Raw genomic sequence first — 20858 nt, 5'->3', positions numbered from 1 at the left:
GCTTAGCTGGTTTAGATTTTTGAGACAACTTCTAATCGTCTGCTGCATTGATGCCACATTAATAATACAGAGAACTCTTTTTATACCCGCCTCAATTACTTTAGAGGGCAACTCAACGCTGCCCTGGTTGATAAGTCTCTTCTGCGTTCGCCGCAATATCGTCAGCATAAAAATACACATCACGCAATTTACCTGAGACATAGACTGCCGCTTGATCGTTATAATGTGGAGAACTCGGATCGTTACTCAAACCACCAGCGGTAATTGCCTTAGCTTTTAGCTTTTCGCCAAATTCAACTGCTGCCACAAAGCTATTTCCACGCGTGCCATAAATTCGCTTTGTTTCACCCTGGCCATAATTTTGGCCGTAGGCCGCAAGAGCTCCCCACCGGCCAGACGCAAAACCAACGGGCAAGCTTGGTGCATCATCATCGAAATGCTGTCGAATATCGGGGCTAATGCGTTGGAAGCGATTAATTTCTCCCCATGGGGTCTGCCAGGTTCCAAAGTCACGAGCTAGCTTATCAACAGCCGACTTTAGAGAAATAAGGCGCTCATCATTAGAAGCCATGCTCTCCATATAGGTATAAACACTTACATCAGCAGCTCGCGCTTTATTGCGAACGGACTGCATCAAATCCATGCCCCAGAAAACAGCAATAGAGGTAGGCACGCTGTCTTCGCCGCTGCGTTTGTCCCACGCTTGAAGCGTTGCAATAGGCTCCCGTAATGACGCTTTTCTAGGGTCAGAATCAGGCAAGGACTCAAAAGCTTTAAACAGGGGCACAAGCAATACATCAAACCCAGTTAAATGGCTATCGTAAGCGGCATTAATAAGACTATCGACGTCAAAGTCAGTCGTATTTTTAAGTAAATTAATGGCGTGAATACCGCGATAGTTTTCAGTGGTACCCGAATAGTACGCTGGGTAATCCTCCTTTTTAGGGCTGAACTCTGCTGCCGCGCTGTAAGGCCAGTTATTGGTATTTTGAATCCAGCCATTCCCTGGGTTTTTAATATGAATATGCTCTTCTAATGGATGAATGCCTTGCCAATCTGTCGCGGGGTTACTTCCATCTACTGGCTGGGTATAATCGAAAGCCGTATTACGACGAGGTACAAAATTACCGTGGAAGTAGGCAATAGTGCCATCGGCATCGGCGTATACGGTGTTGTTCGACGAGTTTGTTAGGCCTTTCATTGCTGAATAAAACTCATCGTAATTTTGCGCTTTTGTGCGCGAATAAGACTGTATCAACGCTTTAACTGGCTCTTCCATCAAGCGCACCGACACCCACTTGCCGTTATGTGAACGTACTATTGGACCACGGTGGGTGAAGTAAGCAGTCACTTGCTTTTGCTGCATAGTGCCGTCTTTTGCTTTGTAAGGTAATTCGATAAGTCGCGTTTTGAGCTTGCGATGCTCATCGCCATATACATAGTGCAAACCATCCTCTTTTTCGATAACGGTTTCTATGTATTCGTCTATTACATCCACGTAGGTTGATGTGTGCATCCAACCCACACGCTCGTTGAAGCCTTGGTAGATAAAGAATTGTCCCCACGTAGATGCCCCGTAGGCATTTAACCCTTCCTCTGATTGCACGTGAGCTTCGTGTCTAAAATAAAAGCTGGTATGAGGATTTACTAAAAGAAGCGCATTACCGTTTTTCGTACGACTAGGAGCAATGGCAAAACCGTTCGAACCACCCGGCTCAGCGTTTAATTGATTGGCTGTAGTCAATAAATCATTATTAAAGGAAACATTTGCCATATCATTACCGTAGAACTCGGCCAATCGAGCCATGTTTACGCCGCGTTCAATATCGCCACCTATACTGCCCTCACTAAAGGTGAGCGCCATCCAAGGCTCAAAGCGGGTAATGACTTTAGGTTGTACTTCAGGATGCGTGTAAAGGTAATAGTTCAAACCATCGGCAAATGCCACCATCAATTTTCTAAGCCACTGTGGGCTTTCTTCATACTGCTTTTTAATTTGCTTAGGCTGAATAAACAGCTTCATGCGAAGATCTCGGTATAGTTCATCCTCGCCGAGATCTTCAGCTAAACGGCCCATGGCATTAATATAATTGCGCTCTATTCGATTAAAGTCATCTTCGGCCTGGGCATACAGCATTCCAAACACGGCATCAGCATCAGTTTTCCCTTTAATATGGGGAATGCCCCAGTTATCGCGGGTAATAGTCACGTTCTTTGCCGTTGCTTCCCAGCGCAAAACATCCTTTGATGGATTATCAGTTGCTTGGTCAACTGCGGGCGTTTTATGATCCGACGAGCACGCGGAAATAAACATAGTCACAAATACAGCAAAACAAACCGACAGGCACTTCATGTGCTTTTCCTTATTTTTAGTTGTAAGCAAAACCTACTCCTCATTAATTCAACTGTAAAGGAAGCACCTTCGATTCCGATTTAGGAATAGAAAGACAGAAAGTAAAGAGGTAAACGCTACAGTCTATAGCGGACGACTTTTTTTGAGGATTTGTGGGTTTGAGGAAAAACCTTAACCAAAAGTATAACTTTAAATACCTATATATTACCCAACATGTTTTTGTTTTTGCGAAGGTGGCGTTTAATACAACTCAAGCAACGACGAGTGAGTTGCAAAAAACATTAAACAATTAACCACAGGAACTTTAACCATGTTGAAAATAGTTAAAACCTCTATCATTATTGCAGCATCTACACTTGCTTTCTCTAACGCAGCACAAGCAGACGGCATCAACGATGCACTAGCTAACATCTGTACTATCGTACAGGCTGACGACAAAGGTGAGCTTCGTAAAAAGATGCGTAGTGTACAGTCAGATTACCGTTTGAAACTTCGCGATTATTACGCAGGTGTTTCATGTAACGGACAAAGCCTTATCCGCACAGCGGTAACGAGCAACGCGGTTGAAGTTGGCACGTTATTGGTTAAGAAAATGCCAAGCAAAGACCTACAGGCGCCAGAAGCAGACGGCAAAACACTTCAAGCGTGGATTGCTGAGCAAGGTCTACAAGACTCACCCATTTCGGCTGAGCTTAACGGAAGAATTTAATTTCTAACCGAACCTAATACATCACACCATGTGAGTAACAGTTTCAACATGGTAGCGGCTCCGGGCCGCACTAGAGGCCCCTTTTATGGGGCCTCGCCTTTTCTGCTTCAATTGCAATATTCCTTATTATTCTTTTTCTACTGTCGATGTAGCCTTGGCTCTTTGAGTTCAATTTACTATCAGTATTCCTCAGCATTATCGGTATTTTCTGTTTTCCGTCTTCGGCATGCCAAGCGGAGCCATGCACTTTCTTTCCTTCACTGCTACCTTTTTAAACACGACCGCTCTTACAACATGAGTTCACGCAGAGAAACCAAAATAGTGGTTCTTTAACTTTGATAAAAAACGGTATACTTAACGCAAATATAAATAGGAAATAGTATGAAAGTTTGTGGTGTAGATTTAAAAGGTAATGAAGCGACAGTATGTCTTTTGTCATTAATAGACGGTTTGTTTCATGTACCCGACTGCCGAACCCGCCGTTTAACGCTGGCCGATACCAGTGCGAAAGGTCTTAAAAGTTTTCAAAGTACGTTTGAAAAATTAATGGCCGACTACAAAATTGATGCTGTCGTCATTCGTCAACGCCAGAGTAAGGGCAAATTTGCTGGCAGTGCTATTGGGTTTAAGCTTGAAGCGGCTATTGAATTAATTGATGGGTTAGAGGTTGTTGTATTTGGTCCCACCGAAATTAAAGAATCGTTGCGCAGAAACCCGGTTGCAGTGCCATTTTCAGATACAGGGTTAAAACAATTTCAAGAACCTGCTTTCACCACGGCCTATGCTTGGTTAATGAAACGTGCTCACCAAGAGTAACAGCATTAAGCGCCTGCAATTATTACAGGCGCTTTACTGGTTAATTGACGACTATTGCCCAGTTCGTATCATCTTCTGACGCCGACCAATAGAAGTTCATCGGCACCGATCCCTCTTCAACAACCCACACTTGAGCCACTAAAATTTCAACATCACCACCTATTGTCAACGGGTACTCAGCAGAGCCAGACGGCAAGGTGGTGCGAAGTTGGCAGATTTTGAATCACAGCTGAAACTAGTAGCTAATAGGAAAAAGCCTTATGACGTTAAAAGGTAGACCTCACACACCCTTTATTGTCTACTATGTGACAACATGAATGTAAGAAGAGAGTAAACGTAATGAAGTTTTTATCCCTATTGGCCGCCATTGTATTTTTAAATGGCTGCGCAGCACTGTCTCAGATATCTGCGTATACGGTTTCAAATGCAGATGTAGAGCAGGTATTAGGAAGTCAGCTAGATAAACTTCAGCAAAAAGCGTCGCTTGCTGGTATTCCTTTGCTGCTAGAGGTAAATGACATATCGGTAAACATTGGCCCCGAAGGAAGAGATGTTGTTCAGTTAGGCACCGACGCCACAGCCAGCATAAACGCGTTTGGATTTAGCTATCCCGCCAAAATACGCTTGTCTTTAGAAGGCACCCCTTATTATGACAGTGAGAAAAAAGCGATTTTTGTTCACTCATTGTCGTTGCTTGATAGCACTGTGGATGCGGCGGGATATAAAGGCAACCTCGCACCTTTAAGCAAAGAAGTGATGCAGCTTATCAATGGCTACTTAGTGTCTAACCCCGTGTATAAATTAGACACAACAAATAAAACGGTTAACCTTCTCTCTAGTATTCCCATCACATTATCTGTTGAACAAGGAAAGCTGGCTCTTCGCCCTCAGCAGGGCAAGTAGAATAGATAGAAAAGTAAAAAATTGACCTAGCTTAGATATTCGTACCTAGATTTTACCACCACATTATTATAAGAAGAATATGAACACGACTACGCCCACAAAAGAATTCGACATACTGTTATATGGCGCCACCTCCTTCGTTGGCAAAATCATGATTTCGTATCTTGCTACCTACGCTGAAGAAACCTTTTCTTGGGCTATAGCAGGAAGAGACGAGCAAAAGCTTCTCGCATTAAAAAAAGAGCATGGCTTAACATCAGTCCCTCACTTTGTTGCTGATGCCAGCGACGAAACCGCGCTTACTGCGTTGTGCGAGAAAACCAACGTTATTATCTCCACTGTGGGGCCTTATGCGCTATACGGTGAGACTCTGGTAAAAGTATGTGCAAACACCGGCACGGATTACTGCGACTTAACCGGTGAGCCTCAATGGATAAAAGCGATGCTCGATAAATATGAGCCTCAGGCACAAGCCTCAGGAGCTCGTATTATTAACTGTTCAGGATTCGACTCAATTCCATCAGATTTAGGGGTTTATTTTTCACAGCAAAGCGCCATTGAAAAAACGGGAAGCCCTGCCAAGCAAATAAAGATGCGGGTATATAAGATTAAAGGCGCAGCATCTGGGGGCACTATCGCCAGCATGTTAAACGTGCTTAAAGAGGCCAGTGACAACCCGAGTTTGAGAAAGCTTTTAGTAAACCCTTATATGCTTTGTAATGCTGGACACCCTTTTCATTTACGGCAAAAAAATCATAAAAAAGCAGAATACGACAACGACCTTAGCATTTGGACAATGCCCTTTGTTATGGCAGCCATTAACGAACGTATTGTTCATCGCAGTAATCAACTGCTTGGTACTATGTATGGAAAAGACTTCAAATACGATGAAGCTATGTCGAGCAAAACCGCTAGCACGGCATGGATAACTACCCTTGGTTTAGGTGCATTTGTAGGGGCGGCCAGTTTTGCGCCAGTGAGGAATTTACTCGCAAATCACATTTTACCAAAACCTGGTGAAGGTCCATCGGTTGATGACCAAGAAAACGGCATGTTCGACATGCGCTTTTATGCTGAATTAAACAATGGCAAGAGACAGGTAGTACAAGTTACCGGTGACAAAGACCCAGGATATGGCAGTACTGCAAAAATGCTTTCGCAGGCCGCGCTTTGCTTGGCAAAAGATATCCCCGATGTAAAAGGCGGCTTTTGGACTCCCGCCTCAGCACTCGGTGATGCCTTGATACATCGTTTGGGGAAGCATGCCGGTGTTTTTATAAAAGAATTATAAAAAAACCATAAAAGAATCGTAAAAGAAATAGAGCCCGCACAATAAGCGGGATCATTAATGACACGAGTTAACGCCCGAGCATTCCGCGGGCAATGACTTCTTTCATAATTTCGGAGCTGCCTGCATAAATGGTTTGCACCCGTGCATCTCGATAAAAACGTGAAATAGGATATTCATCGGTATAGCCGTAGCCGCCGAATAATTGCAGACATTCATTCACCATTTTCAGCTGCATCTCGGTGGCTGCCAATTTAAGCATCGCTGCATCGGTTACCGTCATTTCGTCACGACTGAACTTGTCCATGTGTTTTTCTAATAGCGCTTTACACATTTCAAGTTCAGTCTGACATTCGGCTAATTTAAACCGCGTATTTTGAAATTGACCTACTGTTTGACCAAACGCCTTGCGTTGAGTTACGTAATCGATGGTAAGATCGAGTGCACCTTGTGCATGACCAATAGCTTGCACTGCGCAACCCAAGCGCTCTCTTGGTAGCTCTTGCATTAAATAGGCAAACCCACGTCCCTCTTCGCCTAATAGTGCGTTAGCTGGAATTTTCATATTTTCAAAAAAGAGTTCGCCAGTATCGCTGCTGTGCTGACCTATTTTGTGAATGGGTTTTCCGGTAGAAAACCCAGGAAGACTGGTGTCGACCAAAAACAACGACACCCCTTTAGCACCTGCTTTTGGGTCGGTCTTGGCGCAAACAATGATCATATTGGCCTGGTTGCCATTGGTGATAAACACCTTTGAGCCATTGAGAATGTAGCTATCACCCTCTTTCACAGCATTGGTTTTCATGCCTGCCACATCGCTGCCTGCATTAGGCTCTGTCATTGCTAATGCGGTAAGCACTTCCCCTGTGGCCATTTTCGGCAACCAGTAGTCTTTTTGTTCTTCGGTACCGATGTTTAACAAATAGGGCGCAACAATATTGGCGTGAATATTATAGCCTGTTGCTAAACTGTGCAGACCGAGACGACACATTTCTTCTTGAATCATCTGACAAACATCAAAACTAGCATCAGCTGCCCCATACTTTTCAGGCATATCAACAAGCAACATTCCCGCTCGTCCCATGGTATGCCACACTTCCCGAGGCATATGATGGTCGTCTTCCCATTTTGAATAATGGGGCAGTATTTCTTGGTCCATAAAACGCAATACCATGTCTTTGAACATAGTAAGCTCTTCATTGATTGCAGCATTATTGTCAGACATCACTTTACCTCATGAGACTTAGTCGGGCGGCAATTCGCCCTTTTAAATTTACAACTTTTTTACATTGCGATGAGTGTAGAGGATCCCACTGAAGGGTTCGAATGATGTTTATCTAGTATGCGTAATCACTACTATTTATTGACCGGTATGAGATAAGGTTTAAAAGCCGCTTTAGTCATTAAACGGCTCAGTGATTGATTTACTTGGCTCGGTAAACCATACTGGGCCGGCGTCAGTGACATAAAAATGATCTTCTAAACGAATGCCAAACTCGCCGGGCACAACAATCATAGGCTCGTTGCTAAAACACATACCGGGCGCTAATTGATGAGGATTGTCTTTAACTAAGTACGGCCATTCATGAATGTCCATCCCAATGCCATGACCTGTACGATGAGGTAGTCCAGGCAGCGTATAATCTGGCCCTAAGCCTTCAGCTTCTAAGCTGTGTCTTGCAGCTGCATCTACGTCGCCGCACGTGCTTCCCACCGTTGCCGCATTAAACGCCGCTATTTGCGCTTGTTTCTCACTACTCCACAGCTGCCTTTGCTTTGAAGTTGGCTCGCCAAAACAATAGGTTCGTGTAATATCTGATAGGTATCCATGCAGCTTGCAGCCAGTATCGATTAAAACAAGATCGTTGGCTTTTAAAACCTGCGGATCTTTCACCCCGTGTGGAAATGAGGTGGCCTTGCCAAACAAAACGATACAGAAATAACTTCCACTTGCACCCACTTTCCTGTGCGCTTCGTTAATGAATGCTTCTACTTCCGTAGTTGTCATTCCTTCTTTGAGCATACTTGCGGTTGCCTTATGAACCGCTAACGTCATATCCATGGCTCGCTGAATAAGTGCTAGCTCATGAGGCGATTTGTGCATACGGCAATGGGCAGTCACTTCGCTACCATTGATTATTTCAATGGTTTTAGGCAAGGTTTTACTAAATCCATCCACAATGAAAAACTGTGTTGATTCGTCGACTGCAACCTTGCTGCCATTCGCGGTATCAATGTCGCTCAGTAACTTTGCGAATAAGGCGTAAGGGCTCTCGTGCTCTTGCCAACCTTCTATGTGTCCAGCAATAAGCTTACGTTCTTCTAAGGAATCAATCTCAAAGGTCGGGGCAATATAAACAACGTCTCCACGAGCTGGCAATATGGCGCCAACTAAGCGCTCGCTGGCGTACCACTGCATTCCCGTAAAATAGGCTAAATTAGTACCCGCATTGAGATACAGTGCAGCTATATTATTGGCCTGCATGTAGCGCTGCGCTTTTTCTATTCTGCTTGTGTGCTCTGAAACAGAAGGTTGGGACATATCTGTTGTCATGTCGCGCAGTGTTGCTAGTGCTTCTTGCTGAGTTTTTCCACCAATTTGCATGAAATGTTTGCCTCGTTACGTCAAATGCAGTGTGGCTAATCTACATGATTGGTAACGGTGCCGATAGGAAAACGCTATAGAGGACAGAATGAAAAAGATAGAGCAATGGAAACTGGTTTTTACAACACGTTTTTATTGCGCTGGTTATAAAAGCGGCTATAAAGCAGGTTTTGCAGGGCTTTTTGCGAGTAATTCTGAGCTTATATCATCGTCGCATTGGTGCAGGGTTAATGTGGGTGGCGACATTTGGATACCAAACGGTGCTGCTCTGCCCAACACTTCCATTCCGAGGATATTGTGCTGATTGTCCATTACGGCCACCTTCACATTATCAAAATGACAGTCTGCACTTAACGCCAATGTAGGTATGATGTAAAGCTTCACTTTGTGCTTTTTACCGTTCGCTAGTTTTGCAATCACCACGCCCTCTTCAGTCACATTTTGCTGAGCTGCAAAAACCTTAAAGGTGGCTTTATTCAAAATAGTTAGGGAAGAGCCAGTATCAATGAGGTAGTTGAATTCGCGCTTGTCCGCATCAAAGCTTTGTAAGTACAAGGTTCCGCCACTGCTGCTTGTTAACGAAAACGAATTTGCGTTAGCCACACTACTGCTCAATACATTGCCAGTAAATACTGCAATAAATATCGTCAACAAGGTGCTTATTGAAAGGCGCTTAGTGTGTGTTTTCATATATCGTAATTAGCTTCATTCGCAGCAATGAATTGTATGAAGATAAACACAGCAATAACGAAGCCAAATAATAAGCCTATGATTTTGCAATAGTTACTTTATTTTTCAGCAGCACTTCGCACCAGCAGCGTGCAAAGCAGCACATAAAACGTGCAGCCCCCTGTTTATTGATAAAGCCTTTTTGCTATTACCCTCTTAACTGATAGCTTTTACCTATCACGAGATAGGGTTATTTTTTTGTCATCAAAAGTTAGACTTTAGACGTAGAAACCAGTGATTATTCGCAAAATGAGGGTTTACCATGAAGAAACTTGTACTACCTCTTTTATTGCTATCTTCGATAGCCGCTGTACCGTTCGCTACTGCTGTTGCCAACGAAGGCGCAGACAATACTAGCGTAACGAAAATGATTATTGTGGATCGTACAGGCAAGCCGCCTTTTAAGCGCAAACTTGTTGAAGTACAGGAGCATGATGTGGCTCAGTTTGAGCTGCTAGGTGCCGCCACTGAATGTGAAAATAGAATGAGCGTGGACATGCGTGGTAAGCCGCCATTTAAACGCTCAGTCGAGTGCATCCCAGTTATTGACGTTGCTCAATTTGAAACCATTGAAGAAAACAGCAACTCAACCAACTTTAGCGGTCATCCTCCATTCAAACGCCATTAATAGCCTATCGGCTAGGTTAATTTGAAGCGGTGTTAATCTGACACCGCTTTTTCAAATCTGTCTTTAAACCCAGTCCGCTTTGCCCATACCGGGTAAGCATTAATAAATGTAGTCAGCGCTTTGCTAATATTAGGCACTGATTGAGAAGAAAGCTGAAGTAGTGCCAACGCAGCCTCCGCGTTGTGGCTATTTACCATTGGGTTAACTGTGTTGAGCGATGGGAAATGGGCGCGAATGACATCAAAGCCAACATTTTCTTGCTGTGTCGCTATGTATCCCTCGGTGAGCATGGGAATAACACTGAATGCTTGCGTCTGCTTTTGAAGAAGCGGCTCCATAAGCGCGATATCTGTATTGCTAATCGCTTCCCTCTCTAGCCTGTCTCCATGAGTTTTCCAGAACCTAGCCGTAGTGGTATCCCCTAGCAATGAAGCGGTATGGGTAAACCACTGGTTCGCTTTATTTGCGTTGCCCTTTAATGAATAAAGCGTGCCAAGGTATGCAGCGTTAATCGTTGAAAATGGATCGATGGTCAAACAGGCTTCCATAACATCGATGGCGTCATTATTGTTGCCCTGTAACGCTAGCACCCTAGCCTTCCACACATAAGCCCATGTGTAAGCACTATCTAATTCCAATGCGTTATCAAGCGCGGCCAGCGCTTGCGTCGTTTCACCTCGCCAATAATGAACGATAGCAAGGTTAACATTCACCCATGGTGATAGAGGTTCTATCTCACGCGCTTGTTGTGCAAATGACAGTGCTCTATCGGGTGATAGCTGCGCTAGTGCCAACTCTGAATGTAAGTAAAGACTCGTTGCATTATTTGCATCCTTGCTCAGAACACGATTTAGCGATGCTGTTGCTTTTTTAAAGTCAAAACTTAAGGTTGCCAAAATAGCTGTGGCATTATGCGCATTAGCGTCGTTTGGGTTTAAACGCAGTGCATTATCAATAGCAGCCCTTGCCTTAGGCACCGCTTGCTCTTGGGGTATATATAAATCATAAAAATTATACCGCGCATAAATGTACGCAAGACTGCCATAGGCAGCAGAAAACGCAGGGTCGTAATTAACGGCATCTAAAAACGCAGCTTCGGCTTTGCTAAACCACTCGCTGGTAGTGCCATTCATCCACCAATAAGTGCCTTTTAGATACGCTTGGTAAGCGGCAGCATTGTCGGTGATCCCTGCCTTTATTGGCCTCTTAGATGAAGAGTGGCTGCTGGAAACCTGCGCAATAATTGCATTGGAAATTTCAAGCTGCACTTTTAATAAGTCATTGTTGGTGACATCAAACTGAGCAGTCCACAGGGCTTTGTCTTCAAATGGGGCAATCAGTCGAACGGATATTCTAAAGCTTTGATTAATACGTCTGACGCTTCCCTCAAGGGCATAATTTACGTTTAAGGCCGTGGCAATGTCAGCAAGAGAAAGTCCTTTCTTGGTCAGCGCCAAAGTAGAATATCGCGAAGGTACGTTAAAGCCAGGAGTCGTCGACAAGCTCGAAATTATTTCCTCGGTAAGCCCAAGTGAAATATATGACGAGTCGGTATCGTCTGAAATCTGACTAAAAGGCAGTATTGCAATAGAATTGCTCTCAAGCGACGATTGCTTGGTGCTGTCTACCAACGGGTTATCACTCCCTGTGAATACCCATGTGATAGCGATTGCGATAACAGCAACCACCAGCACACCAGCTAGCAACCAAAGACTCTGGTTCTTTTTTAATGTGCTCTTCTGACTGGAGCCAGTGTTGGAGTCTCTGCTTGAGTCTTTATTTGCATCTTCATTTATAAGTGAAGCGCTGCCTTCGATAGATGTAGTTGCAGACTTTTGGTTTTGGTTTCTGTTTAGGGCTCGGTTTTGGCCCAGGCTTTGCTCCTCGGTGTTGCCACCGGTTTCAGCATTCATGTTAACTGCTGCTTGGGTCGTTGGGGTACTCAAAGAGGACTTATTTGCAGACGGCATATTTGAAAGCTGATTATTTGAAGAGTTCATAGCGACTGATAGCTCAACAGGCGTTACCGCAAGCTTATAGCCTAGTTTGGGAATGGTTTTAATAAGCCGCTTCGATTTATTATCGTTTAGCGCATGACGCAACTGAGAAATAACCCGTGACAGAGCTTCATCAACAACAATTCGTTCTCCCCACACCATCTTGTGCATGTGCTCTCTACTCACTGCCTCAGGTGCATGTTCTGCCAAAACTTTTAACACTTTTATACATTTCGGCTCAATTTTCACAGTGCTATCGTCGCGGGAGATCGTATTATCCGCGGTATTAACAATATAATTTTCAATACTAAATAGCGTAGACGGCACCAAGCGACCTCATTTCAACAAACGTAAATAATTGAATTGTTTGAACTAAAACAGAAAAATAATGAACATTAGGTTTTCATTAGAAAGAAATGTGTTCGTAATTATCTTTTCATCATGTAATTAAATCGAATTTCACTATTCTCCACTCATCGTTTAACAAAACGTTAACCAGCGTCTGACTCACGGCAACGCGATTAGACTATAAGCAATTCAACTAGCGCGACAAGTGGAAAATTATCATGACTAAACTTTTAACCCTAGCAGCCACACTTCTTTTTGCGACTACTGCGTTAGCGCAAAATAACAATAACGTTTATAAGCTTCGTACTACCGTGGAAAATGTGTACGGCGTTCAGGAAATAGAGAACGGCAATTATACAGATGGCATTCGCAAATTAAATGCGCAACTAGCGCGCACTACGGTAATGACCAAGCAGGCTCCACTGCACACAAACCTTTGTGTGGCGCACATCGCAATAGGCAATTTAGAAGCAGCCCAAACCCATTGTGCAAAGGCCGTTGACCAGTCAGGTAATAAGAGTATCGCCCTAAACAACCTAGCAGTGTTGAATTGCTTAGAAAACAAAGCCACGCTGTGTGTTGAGAATTTCGAGCGTTCGGTTGCAGCCAATAAGCTCAACCGCTTCTCATCAAATAACCTAACGCTTGCGAATACTCGTCTTCAAATTTCTAAAAACTAACACAAGGTTTTGTATTTCGCTTGAGAAGCTTTTTTAAAAAAAGGCGTGAAGCAACAGCATAAGGCAACGGCGTAAGTCATTGCCTTTTTTGTACTAGCCATGCGTTAAAATACCAACTTAACATACACTCTTAAAATGCAGCATTAAAGTAAAGGCCTACAGTGCAGACTTCCAGGCTTTCTCAGGCAATAAGTAAAGCCCGCTTTGATGTGTCGAACCCTCACCCACAATATGCCCTATGCCTGACGCCATCACGGCCAGTGTAACATCGAACGCATTCAGGCTGTCGCCGTAACCTGCCGTTAAGTTAAACATAGAGCCATCTGCTAATAAGAAGATGGTTTTGTCTTTGAGCTTATACGCATTGACATAAGGCATGGGCTCGCTGTGACTGCTATTGTTTTTTAGATAGGCAACGTCAATCTCTTTAGCCACATGCCCCACATTTAAGATAAATGAGTTATCTTTCATGGTATCTAAATGCCTAGCGCCAATAACCCCTTCTGCGCCCGTTGCCGTGGCAATGATGTCAGCGTCTTTAACCGCTTCTGTTAAATCTACCACCGGCCAGCCGTCATATTTTGCCTGCAGCGCTCGAGCTTGATCTAACTCTGCAACCTGAACTTGCGCCCCAAATGCTTTAGCTGACGCCGCCACACCTTGGCCAACTAAACCGTAACCGACCACTACCACTACTTTTTCGTGCAGCGTTAGGTGTGTGGTTTGAAAAAAGGTTTGCCAGGCGCTAAGCCCTACCATGTGCCGATTATGTAGCCCCTCTTTCACGGGTAAGTCGTCCCAGTTAAATATAGGGTAGCGTGGTGCCATACCGTTTAAACGACTAATACCAGAGCCTGTGGCTTCCAAACCCGCTTTTATAGTGGGTGTAGACTTTCCTTTGTCGGCATTGTCATGTAAGCGAGTGGTGAGATCTGCGCCCATCTCGCACAAATGCGTTGGCTGCCAGTTTAACGCTTTATCAAAGGACGCCGACCACTCAGCCTCGCTCATATCACGCCATGCATGTGCTTTTGCACCCTTTTCAACTAAGTAATCCACCACGTCGTCTTGAACGGTAGTGGGATTACAGGTTGTTAAAAATATCTCGCACCCTTGCGATAACAGCCCATCAACTAATGGAGCCATTTTTAAGTCAAGATGCATATTACAGGCTAGTTTTACATTGCTTAAATCGGGTAATGAAGAAACAGCTCGCTTGGTACGAGGCATGTGAAGGCTTGCCCAGTCTAGCTCGGCTTGAAAATTTTGATACATGGATGATGGCCACCGAAAGAAAAAAGAAAGCATACGCTAGAACGCCAATGCTCAACAATGAGCAAACATATAAAAAGCGCTAAAAACTTTGCGCTACAAGCGATTATCAGCCTACTACCACGCAATTTCTTCCTTTCTGCTTTGCTACATAGAGCGCTTTGTCGGCAACTTTAATAAGCCCTTCAATTTTGGTACCGCCCGATTCTTGAGCGTTAAACGCCGCAACACCAATACTGGTAGTCACTGTAGTAATGGATTCACTTGTTATCTCTTTTACACTCAAACGCAGGGTTTCTGCGAGTGCTTTGGCATCACTCACACTGGTGTCTGGCAGGAATAATAAGAACTCTTCGCCGCCCCAACGAAAAACCAAATCAGAACTGCGTGCTCTCGCCTTGATAGTTTTAGCAACTAACTCTAGAACACCGTCACCTGCGTCATGTCCAAATTCGTCGTTAATTTGTTTAAACCAATCTAAGTCGATTAATACAATCGACATACGCTGCTTTTTACGAACGCCCAGCTCCCAGATGGGATAAACCAATTGCGTAAATGCTCTGCGGTTATATAGGTTAGTGAGTGGATCGATTCTAGACGTAAATTCTGCGCTTAACCGAGCTTTATATACTTCTTTAAAATTAAACCCTAAGGAAACTGACAGTAGCGACATTTCCAGCAACATACCAAGCTCTATACCTCTAAATGCCCACTGTGAGTAGGGCACAACGCCCCATGTTGCCAAGCTCGATACCGTTGCACCGCCAGTGCCAAGTACAATTGCTGGCACAAAAAACGCCGCTAACACATTACCGTTTTTGTAACACATCACGCCAATAAGCAGCATCCACAACGACAGTGTGGTTAAAATAACCAGCTGCGCCATAATCGCAAATTGCTGACTACCATAGGCCAGCATAACCACAGCTAAGGCAAGCAACCCTGCGTATATGAATTTGCGTCTGGCAAATAATGAAGGTAAGTATTTCTTAACATTTAAGAACTCAATAGTGAAAGTTACGCCAGCGGTTATGTAACACAGCATAAGAGTGGGCATGAGCCACTGCTGCACCGATGGCATTTCACCCCAAAGCCACCAGTAACCATGACCGGTATAAGTGAAATTAAAGGCAGTAAAAGCGAGTAAATAGCAGGAATAAAGTAAGTATCGACGCTCTTTGAGGTAGGTGTAAAGCACCAAGTTATACACCAACAAAATAAGCAGTGCGCCGTACAAAAAGCCATAAAAATAAGCATTTTCAAGCATGACACTTTGCTTTGATTTTTCACTACAGAGGTAGATTGGAATTGTCATTGGATCTTGAGAGATGAAGCGAAACACCACATACGTGCTGCCTGGTGCAAAGACATGACTTACCGAGGGCATTCTAGCGTTGTATGTACGCCCGCTTATCGCCTCAGTGTCGCCTAGCGACTCCTGCCTCACTATTTCATTACCGGAAATAAAAAAGATATCGACAACATCTAGCCACGCATTGTCAATTTCGATAACGCTAGATAGCCCGCCATCCGTGGTTGTATCCGCTTGAATAGGTAATACAGCCCACAGCACCTCTTCAGTAAAACCAAAACTCACTCGATTAGCGGTGTTTTCAATGAATTCACCTTCATTGAATACCATCAGCGCTTGTTGAGCGGTAGTAATAGTATTGTCAGGCTTACTTAAAAAGAGCTTATTGTTCACCAGAGAGCGGTGATCGTCGGAGGATGAAATAACTACGAACTGACTGTCGACGCTACCTTTGGGATCGGTATCGGTGTTTAAGTTAGAGTTAAAACTAGAGCTAGTATCACTATTGATACTATTAGGCTGAGCAGAGGCATACCACGAGATAAACCCACAAACAAAATACATCATCATCGTGAAAAAGGCGCGAACACCCTTCAACCTATTTTGCTGGCTCACCATATTTCCCTAAAACAGCCGATGAATGAAATTTACTCTTTTTATAATAATTTGTGAATATTTTTTAATCTCTAAGTTAATTTAAAAGAAAATTAAGTGCGGGCTCACTCACTTTTATCGAGAAAACCTCCGTGCAAGTCAAAATTTTGGTACTCTGATTATTCCTGTCGACCACTTAATTTTTCCAATGCTCTCATTCATTACCAGCACCTTATTTCCCGTTCTCATCCTATTACTTTTAGGCTGGTACTTTGTACGCATCAAATGGCTTAACGATGGCTTTGTAGAATCTGGGTCTAAGTTGGTTTTTAACTTAGCCCTACCCGCGCTGCTGTTTCTCTCTATTAGTCAGTCTGATTTTTCAAAAGCGGCGAATCTTCCATTGGTTGCTATCGGTCTTGTGGGTACAGTGGCCATGTTTGCTGCCCTTGTGGTTCTTGCTCACTTCACCGTTACCGATACCAATGCAAAAGGCGTTGTTGTGCAGGGCGGATTTAGGGCAAATATGGGCATTATTGGCCTTGCGTATGCGGCTAATACCTACGGGCAGGAGGGGCTAGCGACTGCCTCGGTATACATGGGTTGTATTACTATTTTGTACAACGTGTTATCGGTTTTTATTCTCAATTTTTATCAAATAGGCTTGAGTGCGCCAATTAACCAAATAAAGGGAATTGCGAAAAACCCGCTCATTTTGTCTATCGTTATGGCCCTGCCATTTTCGTACTATCAATGGCAGTTACCCGAAGTGGTGCTTAAAACTGGGGAATACTTTGCCCAGTTGACATTACCGCTCGCGTTAATCTGTACTGGGGCTTCGTTGCAATTTCGGTCTTTCTCTAGTGATTGGTACAACATTGTCGTGACGACAATAAGTAAATGTATTGTCTACCCTGCGCTGTTAGTTGGAATGGCATATATGGCGGGCATAAGGGGGATGAGTTTGGGCGTGTTGCTGTTACTTTCTATCGCTCCTACGGCAGCGGCCAGCTATATCATGGTGCGAAATTTAGGTGGCGATCACCGTTTAGCCGCAAGTATTATTGCAGTAAGCACCCTAGCCTCTTTACCTATTACGGCATTGGGATTCGGCACTTTATCAGCGCTTGGGCTGGTGTAGCCCTTGATTTGTTTGCCCGCTTACTCTCTTCCTCGCTCCTTTTGGGGAAAACAAATGCGAGTTTTTCTAGCCGTCGCAGAAACGTTTACTTTCCTTTTCCACCTCGTCAGTAAGCCAATTAATAAAGGCTTGAAAACGAGCTTGAGAGTGGGTTTCTTTGTGGGTAGCTAACCAAAACGTGCGTTTAATATGGATATCTTTTTCTAAAAGTCGAGTAAGCCCTTGCTGATGCTCTGCAATGAATTTAGGCAATATGCCTACCCCAGCGCCGTTAATTAACATTTGGTATTGAGCATGAATACTTGTGCTTCTTAACGCGCTTAGTTGAGATAGTGCGGTTTCCTCGATAAATTTGAGCTGTGGGGCAAATACCAAGTCAGGCACGTAACTAACTAGGTTAAATTGGGCGAGTTCACTAAGAGACTCTGGCTTCCCCTCTTCGACTAGAGGCGCTTTGGTGTACAAATATAGACAGTATTCAGTAAGCTTTTGAGTAACGAGTAATCCTTTGCTCGGCTTCTCAAGAAGAATGGCAATATCCGCTTCTCTTTTATTCAAGTTCAAAAAACCGCTCGTTGCCACAAGCTCAATACAAATACCAGGAAACAGACGCTTAAATTCGGGAAGCCGCGGGGCTAAAAACCAATTGCCAAACCCTTCTGATACACTGACTCGAATAGTACCCGCTAGGTGTGAACGCTCATCATGCAGCTCATTTTGCGCCTCAAGAAAATAATGCTCCGCTTTCTCAATGTAGTTAACTAGCTTAACGCCATGGGACGTTAAGACATAACCCTTGTTCGTTAACTCAAATAATTTGCAGTTTAGAGAATCCTCAAGCTTTTTTACACGGCGTATAAGTGTAGTGGGATCTAACTCAAGTCCTTTAGCTGCAATTGCTACCCGACCGTTTCTCGCCAGCCCGAGAAACAGCCTCATGTCATCCCAATTCATCAATACACCTGCATTTTTACAGCACCAAGCTGTAAGTATATGTATTGATCTTGCAAACACAAGGTTTCAATATTGTAAAAAAATCTAGGAGTAATTACGTGAGACAAATTAATCATTATATCGCAGGTAAATCATACATCGACGAGTCAGAAAGCACTGCGTCGGTTTTCGCACCAAACACAGGCGATGTTCAAGCTGAAGTATTCTTAGCCAATCAAAATACCTTACAAAAAGCTGTCGATTCTGCGCTAGCAGCTCAAACTGAATGGGCAGCGACTAACCCGCAGCGCCGCGCACGGGTAATGTTTAAGTTTAAAGAGCTTCTTGAAGCTAACCGCGACAGACTAGCGCAGTTATTATCAAGCGAACACGGAAAAGTATTGAGCGATGCGCAAGGCGACATTCAGCGCGGTTTAGAAGTTATCGAATTTGCTTGCGGCATCCCTCATGCTCAAAAAGGTGAATATACCGAAGGCGCAGGGCCAGGCATTGATGTGTACTCTATGCGTCAGGCCTTAGGCGTGGTAGCGGGTATAACACCGTTTAACTTCCCTGCCATGATCCCAATGTGGATGTTTGGTGTGGCAATAGCGTGCGGTAACTCGTTTATTTTAAAGCCGTCTGAGCGCGATCCATCGGTACCGGTAGAGTTAGCTAAGCTAATGACAGAAGCTGGCTTACCCGACGGCGTACTCAATGTGGTTCACGGCAACAAAGAAGCCGTAGACGGCATTTTAGACCACAAAGATATTAAAGCAGTGAGCTTTGTAGGCTCAAGCGACATTGCAAACTACGTTTACGAGCGTGGAGCACGAGCGGGCAAACGAGTTCAGGCTATGGGCGGCGCTAAAAACCACGGCATTATTATGCCCGATGCCGACCTTGACCAAGTTGTCGCTGATCTTGTTGGCGCGGCATATGGATCTGCGGGCGAACGCTGTATGGCACTGCCGGTAGTAGTGCCTGTGGGTGAAGAAACGGCTGAGAAGCTTAAGGCAAAACTCATTCCAGCAATCAAAGACATTATGGTAAGCCATTCTGAAGATCCTAATGCCCATTACGGACCTGTTGTTACCGGTGAGCACAAAGCGCGTATTGAAGGCTACATCGACCTTGCTATTGAGGAAGGCGCTGAGCTTGTTTACGACGGTCGTCACTCGCAAATCCCCACTGACAGCAAAGGCTTTTTCATCGGACCTACGTTGTTTGACCATGTAACTAAAGACATGCGTTCTTACCAAGAAGAGATTTTTGGCCCGGTACTGCAAATTGTGCGAGCTAACGACTTTAATGAAGCGGTTAATCTTGCCAGCGACCATCAATACGGTAACGGGGTAGCCATGTACACCCGTAACGGTCACGCGGCCCGTGAATTTGCCCAGCGAGTCAACGTGGGCATGGTGGGTATTAATGTACCTATCCCAGTGCCTGTTGCTTATCACACCTTTGGTGGTTGGAAGCGCTCTTCATTTGGAGACACTAACCAGCACGGTATGGAGGGCGTTAAGTTCTGGACAAAAGTGAAAACTATTACGCAGCGTTGGCCTGATGGTTCTGACACCAACGATAACGCGTTTGTCATCCCTACCATGGGCTAATGAGATAACACGCCCTCGGTAACACGTAGGATAAGGAATGTAAAAGATGACTACAGTTGCAATTATTGGCCTAGGTAACATGGGTTCTGGCATGGCCGACAACCTGGTAAAAGGCAATTTTGATGTAACGGCGTTCGACCTTAGCGAGGCCGCGCTAGACAAAGCGAAAGGGTTTGGCTGTAAGGTCGCAGCCTCTGCGGTTGACGCTGTGAAAGGCGCTGAAATCGTGGTGACCATGCTGCCTGCCGGAAAGCATGTGCACGATATCTACGCCAATCAAATACTGGCTAATGTGGATAAAAATACGTTGCTAGTAGACTGCTCAACCATTGATGTGGGCACAGCAAAGACAGTATCTGAATTAGCCGAAAGCCGCGGACTGAAAATGCTGGATGCCCCTGTTTCTGGTGGAACAGCGGCGGCAGCGGCGGGAACGCTTACCTTTATGGTGGGCGGTGATGCCGATGCGTTTGAAAAAGCGCAGGGCGTACTCGGTGCAATGGGCAAGAAAATTGTCCATGCAGGAGGCCATGGCGCAGGTCAGGCAGCTAAAATTTGCAACAACATGTTGTTAGGTGCCTCAATGATAGCCACTTGTGAAAGCCTGCAGCTAGCGCAAAAGCTAGGCTTAGACCCTCAAGTGTTTTTTGATATTGCGTCTAATGCCTCCGGTCAAACGTGGTCATTAACCACTTACTGCCCGGTAAAAGGTGTAGGCCCGCAAAGTCCAGCTGATAACGATTTTGCTGGCGGCTTTGCCTCAGCACTTATGCTTAAGGACTTAACGCTAGCCATGCAGGGCGCTGAAGGAGTGGATGCTCAAGTGCCTATGGGCGAACTTGCGGCCAAGTGGTTTGAGCAACACTGCGATGAAGGCAATGGCTCACTCGATTTTTCATCGATTATCAATAAGCTTGCCTAAGCTAACGTG

Annotated in this window: 18 protein-coding genes; 9 read left to right on the top strand and 9 right to left on the bottom strand. The window is 44.5% G+C overall.

The window, feature by feature from the left end:
- Positions 1–112: 112 nt before the first annotated feature.
- Positions 113–2353, bottom strand: a complete 2241-nt coding sequence (locus GTQ48_RS00180; protein WP_163104311.1) for a penicillin acylase family protein — start codon at positions 2351–2353, stop codon at positions 113–115.
- Between the two features lie 310 nt (positions 2354–2663).
- On the opposite strand from GTQ48_RS00180, the gene GTQ48_RS00175 reads away from it, so the two are divergent.
- Both GTQ48_RS00175 and GTQ48_RS00170 read left to right on the top strand, forming a co-directional pair.
- Positions 2664–3062, top strand: coding sequence for a DUF3718 domain-containing protein (locus tag GTQ48_RS00175; protein WP_163104309.1), 399 nt, complete (start codon positions 2664–2666; stop codon positions 3060–3062).
- 381 nt (positions 3063–3443) lie between these two features.
- Complete coding sequence (locus GTQ48_RS00170) at positions 3444–3878, top strand: DUF3010 family protein (protein ID WP_032097312.1); 435 nt, start codon at positions 3444–3446, stop codon at positions 3876–3878.
- Positions 3879–3918: 40 nt separating this feature from the next.
- On the opposite strand, the gene GTQ48_RS17775 is transcribed toward GTQ48_RS00170, so the two are convergent.
- Positions 3919–4047 carry a hypothetical protein gene (locus GTQ48_RS17775; protein ID WP_275405581.1) on the bottom strand — a complete coding sequence of 43 codons (129 nt, stop codon included), beginning with the start codon at positions 4045–4047 and terminating at the stop codon, positions 3919–3921.
- Positions 4048–4217: 170 nt separating this feature from the next.
- Here GTQ48_RS17775 and GTQ48_RS00165 point away from each other — a divergent pair, with 170 nt between their 5' ends.
- Entirely contained in the window at positions 4218–4781 is a 564-nt protein-coding gene (locus GTQ48_RS00165) for a YceB family lipoprotein (RefSeq protein ID WP_163104307.1), read from the top strand.
- Between the two features lie 79 nt (positions 4782–4860).
- Positions 4861–6072: a saccharopine dehydrogenase family protein gene (locus GTQ48_RS00160; RefSeq protein ID WP_163104305.1), complete on the top strand. Its 1212-nt coding sequence runs from the start codon at positions 4861–4863 to the stop codon at positions 6070–6072.
- A gap of 67 nt (positions 6073–6139) precedes the next feature.
- On the opposite strand, the gene GTQ48_RS00155 is transcribed toward GTQ48_RS00160, so the two are convergent.
- The 3 genes from GTQ48_RS00155 to GTQ48_RS00145 all read right to left on the bottom strand — a co-directional run bounded on the left by GTQ48_RS00155 (position 6140) and on the right by GTQ48_RS00145 (position 9364).
- Positions 6140–7294 carry an acyl-CoA dehydrogenase family protein gene (locus GTQ48_RS00155; RefSeq protein ID WP_163104303.1) on the bottom strand — a complete coding sequence of 385 codons (1155 nt, stop codon included), beginning with the start codon at positions 7292–7294 and terminating at the stop codon, positions 6140–6142.
- A 171-nt stretch (positions 7295–7465) separates the two neighbouring features.
- A complete protein-coding gene (locus GTQ48_RS00150; RefSeq protein WP_163104301.1) occupies positions 7466–8674 on the bottom strand; it encodes a M24 family metallopeptidase in 1209 nt (402 codons plus the stop codon).
- A gap of 156 nt (positions 8675–8830) precedes the next feature.
- Positions 8831–9364 (bottom strand): retroviral-like aspartic protease family protein, encoded by a 534-nt coding sequence (locus tag GTQ48_RS00145; protein WP_163104299.1) that lies wholly within the window; start codon positions 9362–9364, stop codon positions 8831–8833.
- Positions 9365–9665: 301 nt separating this feature from the next.
- On the opposite strand from GTQ48_RS00145, the gene GTQ48_RS00140 reads away from it, so the two are divergent.
- A complete protein-coding gene (locus tag GTQ48_RS00140) occupies positions 9666–10031 on the top strand; it encodes a hypothetical protein (RefSeq protein ID WP_163104297.1) in 366 nt (121 codons plus the stop codon).
- 32 nt (positions 10032–10063) lie between these two features.
- On the opposite strand, the gene GTQ48_RS00135 is transcribed toward GTQ48_RS00140, so the two are convergent.
- Entirely contained in the window at positions 10064–12277 is a 2214-nt protein-coding gene (locus GTQ48_RS00135) for a winged helix-turn-helix domain-containing protein (protein ID WP_338023266.1), read from the bottom strand.
- A 317-nt stretch (positions 12278–12594) separates the two neighbouring features.
- Here GTQ48_RS00135 and GTQ48_RS00130 point away from each other — a divergent pair, with 317 nt between their 5' ends.
- The gene (locus GTQ48_RS00130; RefSeq protein ID WP_163104293.1) at positions 12595–13056 is read left to right on the top strand and encodes a hypothetical protein; all 462 of its coding nucleotides are present in this window, start codon (positions 12595–12597) and stop codon (positions 13054–13056) included.
- 156 nt (positions 13057–13212) lie between these two features.
- Here GTQ48_RS00130 and GTQ48_RS00125 read toward each other — a convergent pair whose 3' ends face one another.
- The gene (locus GTQ48_RS00125; protein WP_163104291.1) at positions 13213–14331 is read right to left on the bottom strand and encodes an adenosylhomocysteinase; all 1119 of its coding nucleotides are present in this window, start codon (positions 14329–14331) and stop codon (positions 13213–13215) included.
- A gap of 106 nt (positions 14332–14437) precedes the next feature.
- Complete coding sequence (locus GTQ48_RS00120; RefSeq protein WP_239059936.1) at positions 14438–16258, bottom strand: diguanylate cyclase; 1821 nt, start codon at positions 16256–16258, stop codon at positions 14438–14440.
- A gap of 184 nt (positions 16259–16442) precedes the next feature.
- Here GTQ48_RS00120 and GTQ48_RS00115 point away from each other — a divergent pair, with 184 nt between their 5' ends.
- Positions 16443–17375: an AEC family transporter gene (locus tag GTQ48_RS00115; RefSeq protein WP_163104289.1), complete on the top strand. Its 933-nt coding sequence runs from the start codon at positions 16443–16445 to the stop codon at positions 17373–17375.
- A gap of 66 nt (positions 17376–17441) precedes the next feature.
- Here GTQ48_RS00115 and GTQ48_RS00110 read toward each other — a convergent pair whose 3' ends face one another.
- Positions 17442–18329, bottom strand: a complete 888-nt coding sequence (locus tag GTQ48_RS00110; protein WP_163104287.1) for a LysR family transcriptional regulator — start codon at positions 18327–18329, stop codon at positions 17442–17444.
- Between the two features lie 98 nt (positions 18330–18427).
- Here GTQ48_RS00110 and GTQ48_RS00105 point away from each other — a divergent pair, with 98 nt between their 5' ends.
- The gene (locus GTQ48_RS00105) at positions 18428–19927 is read left to right on the top strand and encodes a CoA-acylating methylmalonate-semialdehyde dehydrogenase (protein WP_163104285.1); all 1500 of its coding nucleotides are present in this window, start codon (positions 18428–18430) and stop codon (positions 19925–19927) included.
- A 46-nt stretch (positions 19928–19973) separates the two neighbouring features.
- On the top strand, positions 19974–20849 hold the full coding sequence (mmsB, locus tag GTQ48_RS00100) for a 3-hydroxyisobutyrate dehydrogenase (protein ID WP_163104283.1): 876 nt from the start codon (positions 19974–19976) through the stop codon (positions 20847–20849).
- The last annotated feature ends 9 nt before the right edge of the window (positions 20850–20858 follow it).

This window comes from Alteromonas genovensis (assembly GCF_010500895.1).
Taxonomy (GTDB): domain Bacteria; phylum Pseudomonadota; class Gammaproteobacteria; order Enterobacterales; family Alteromonadaceae; genus Alteromonas; species Alteromonas genovensis.
The sequence above is the reverse complement of the archived record's forward strand: the minus strand, read 5'-3'. Positions and strand labels throughout refer to the sequence as shown.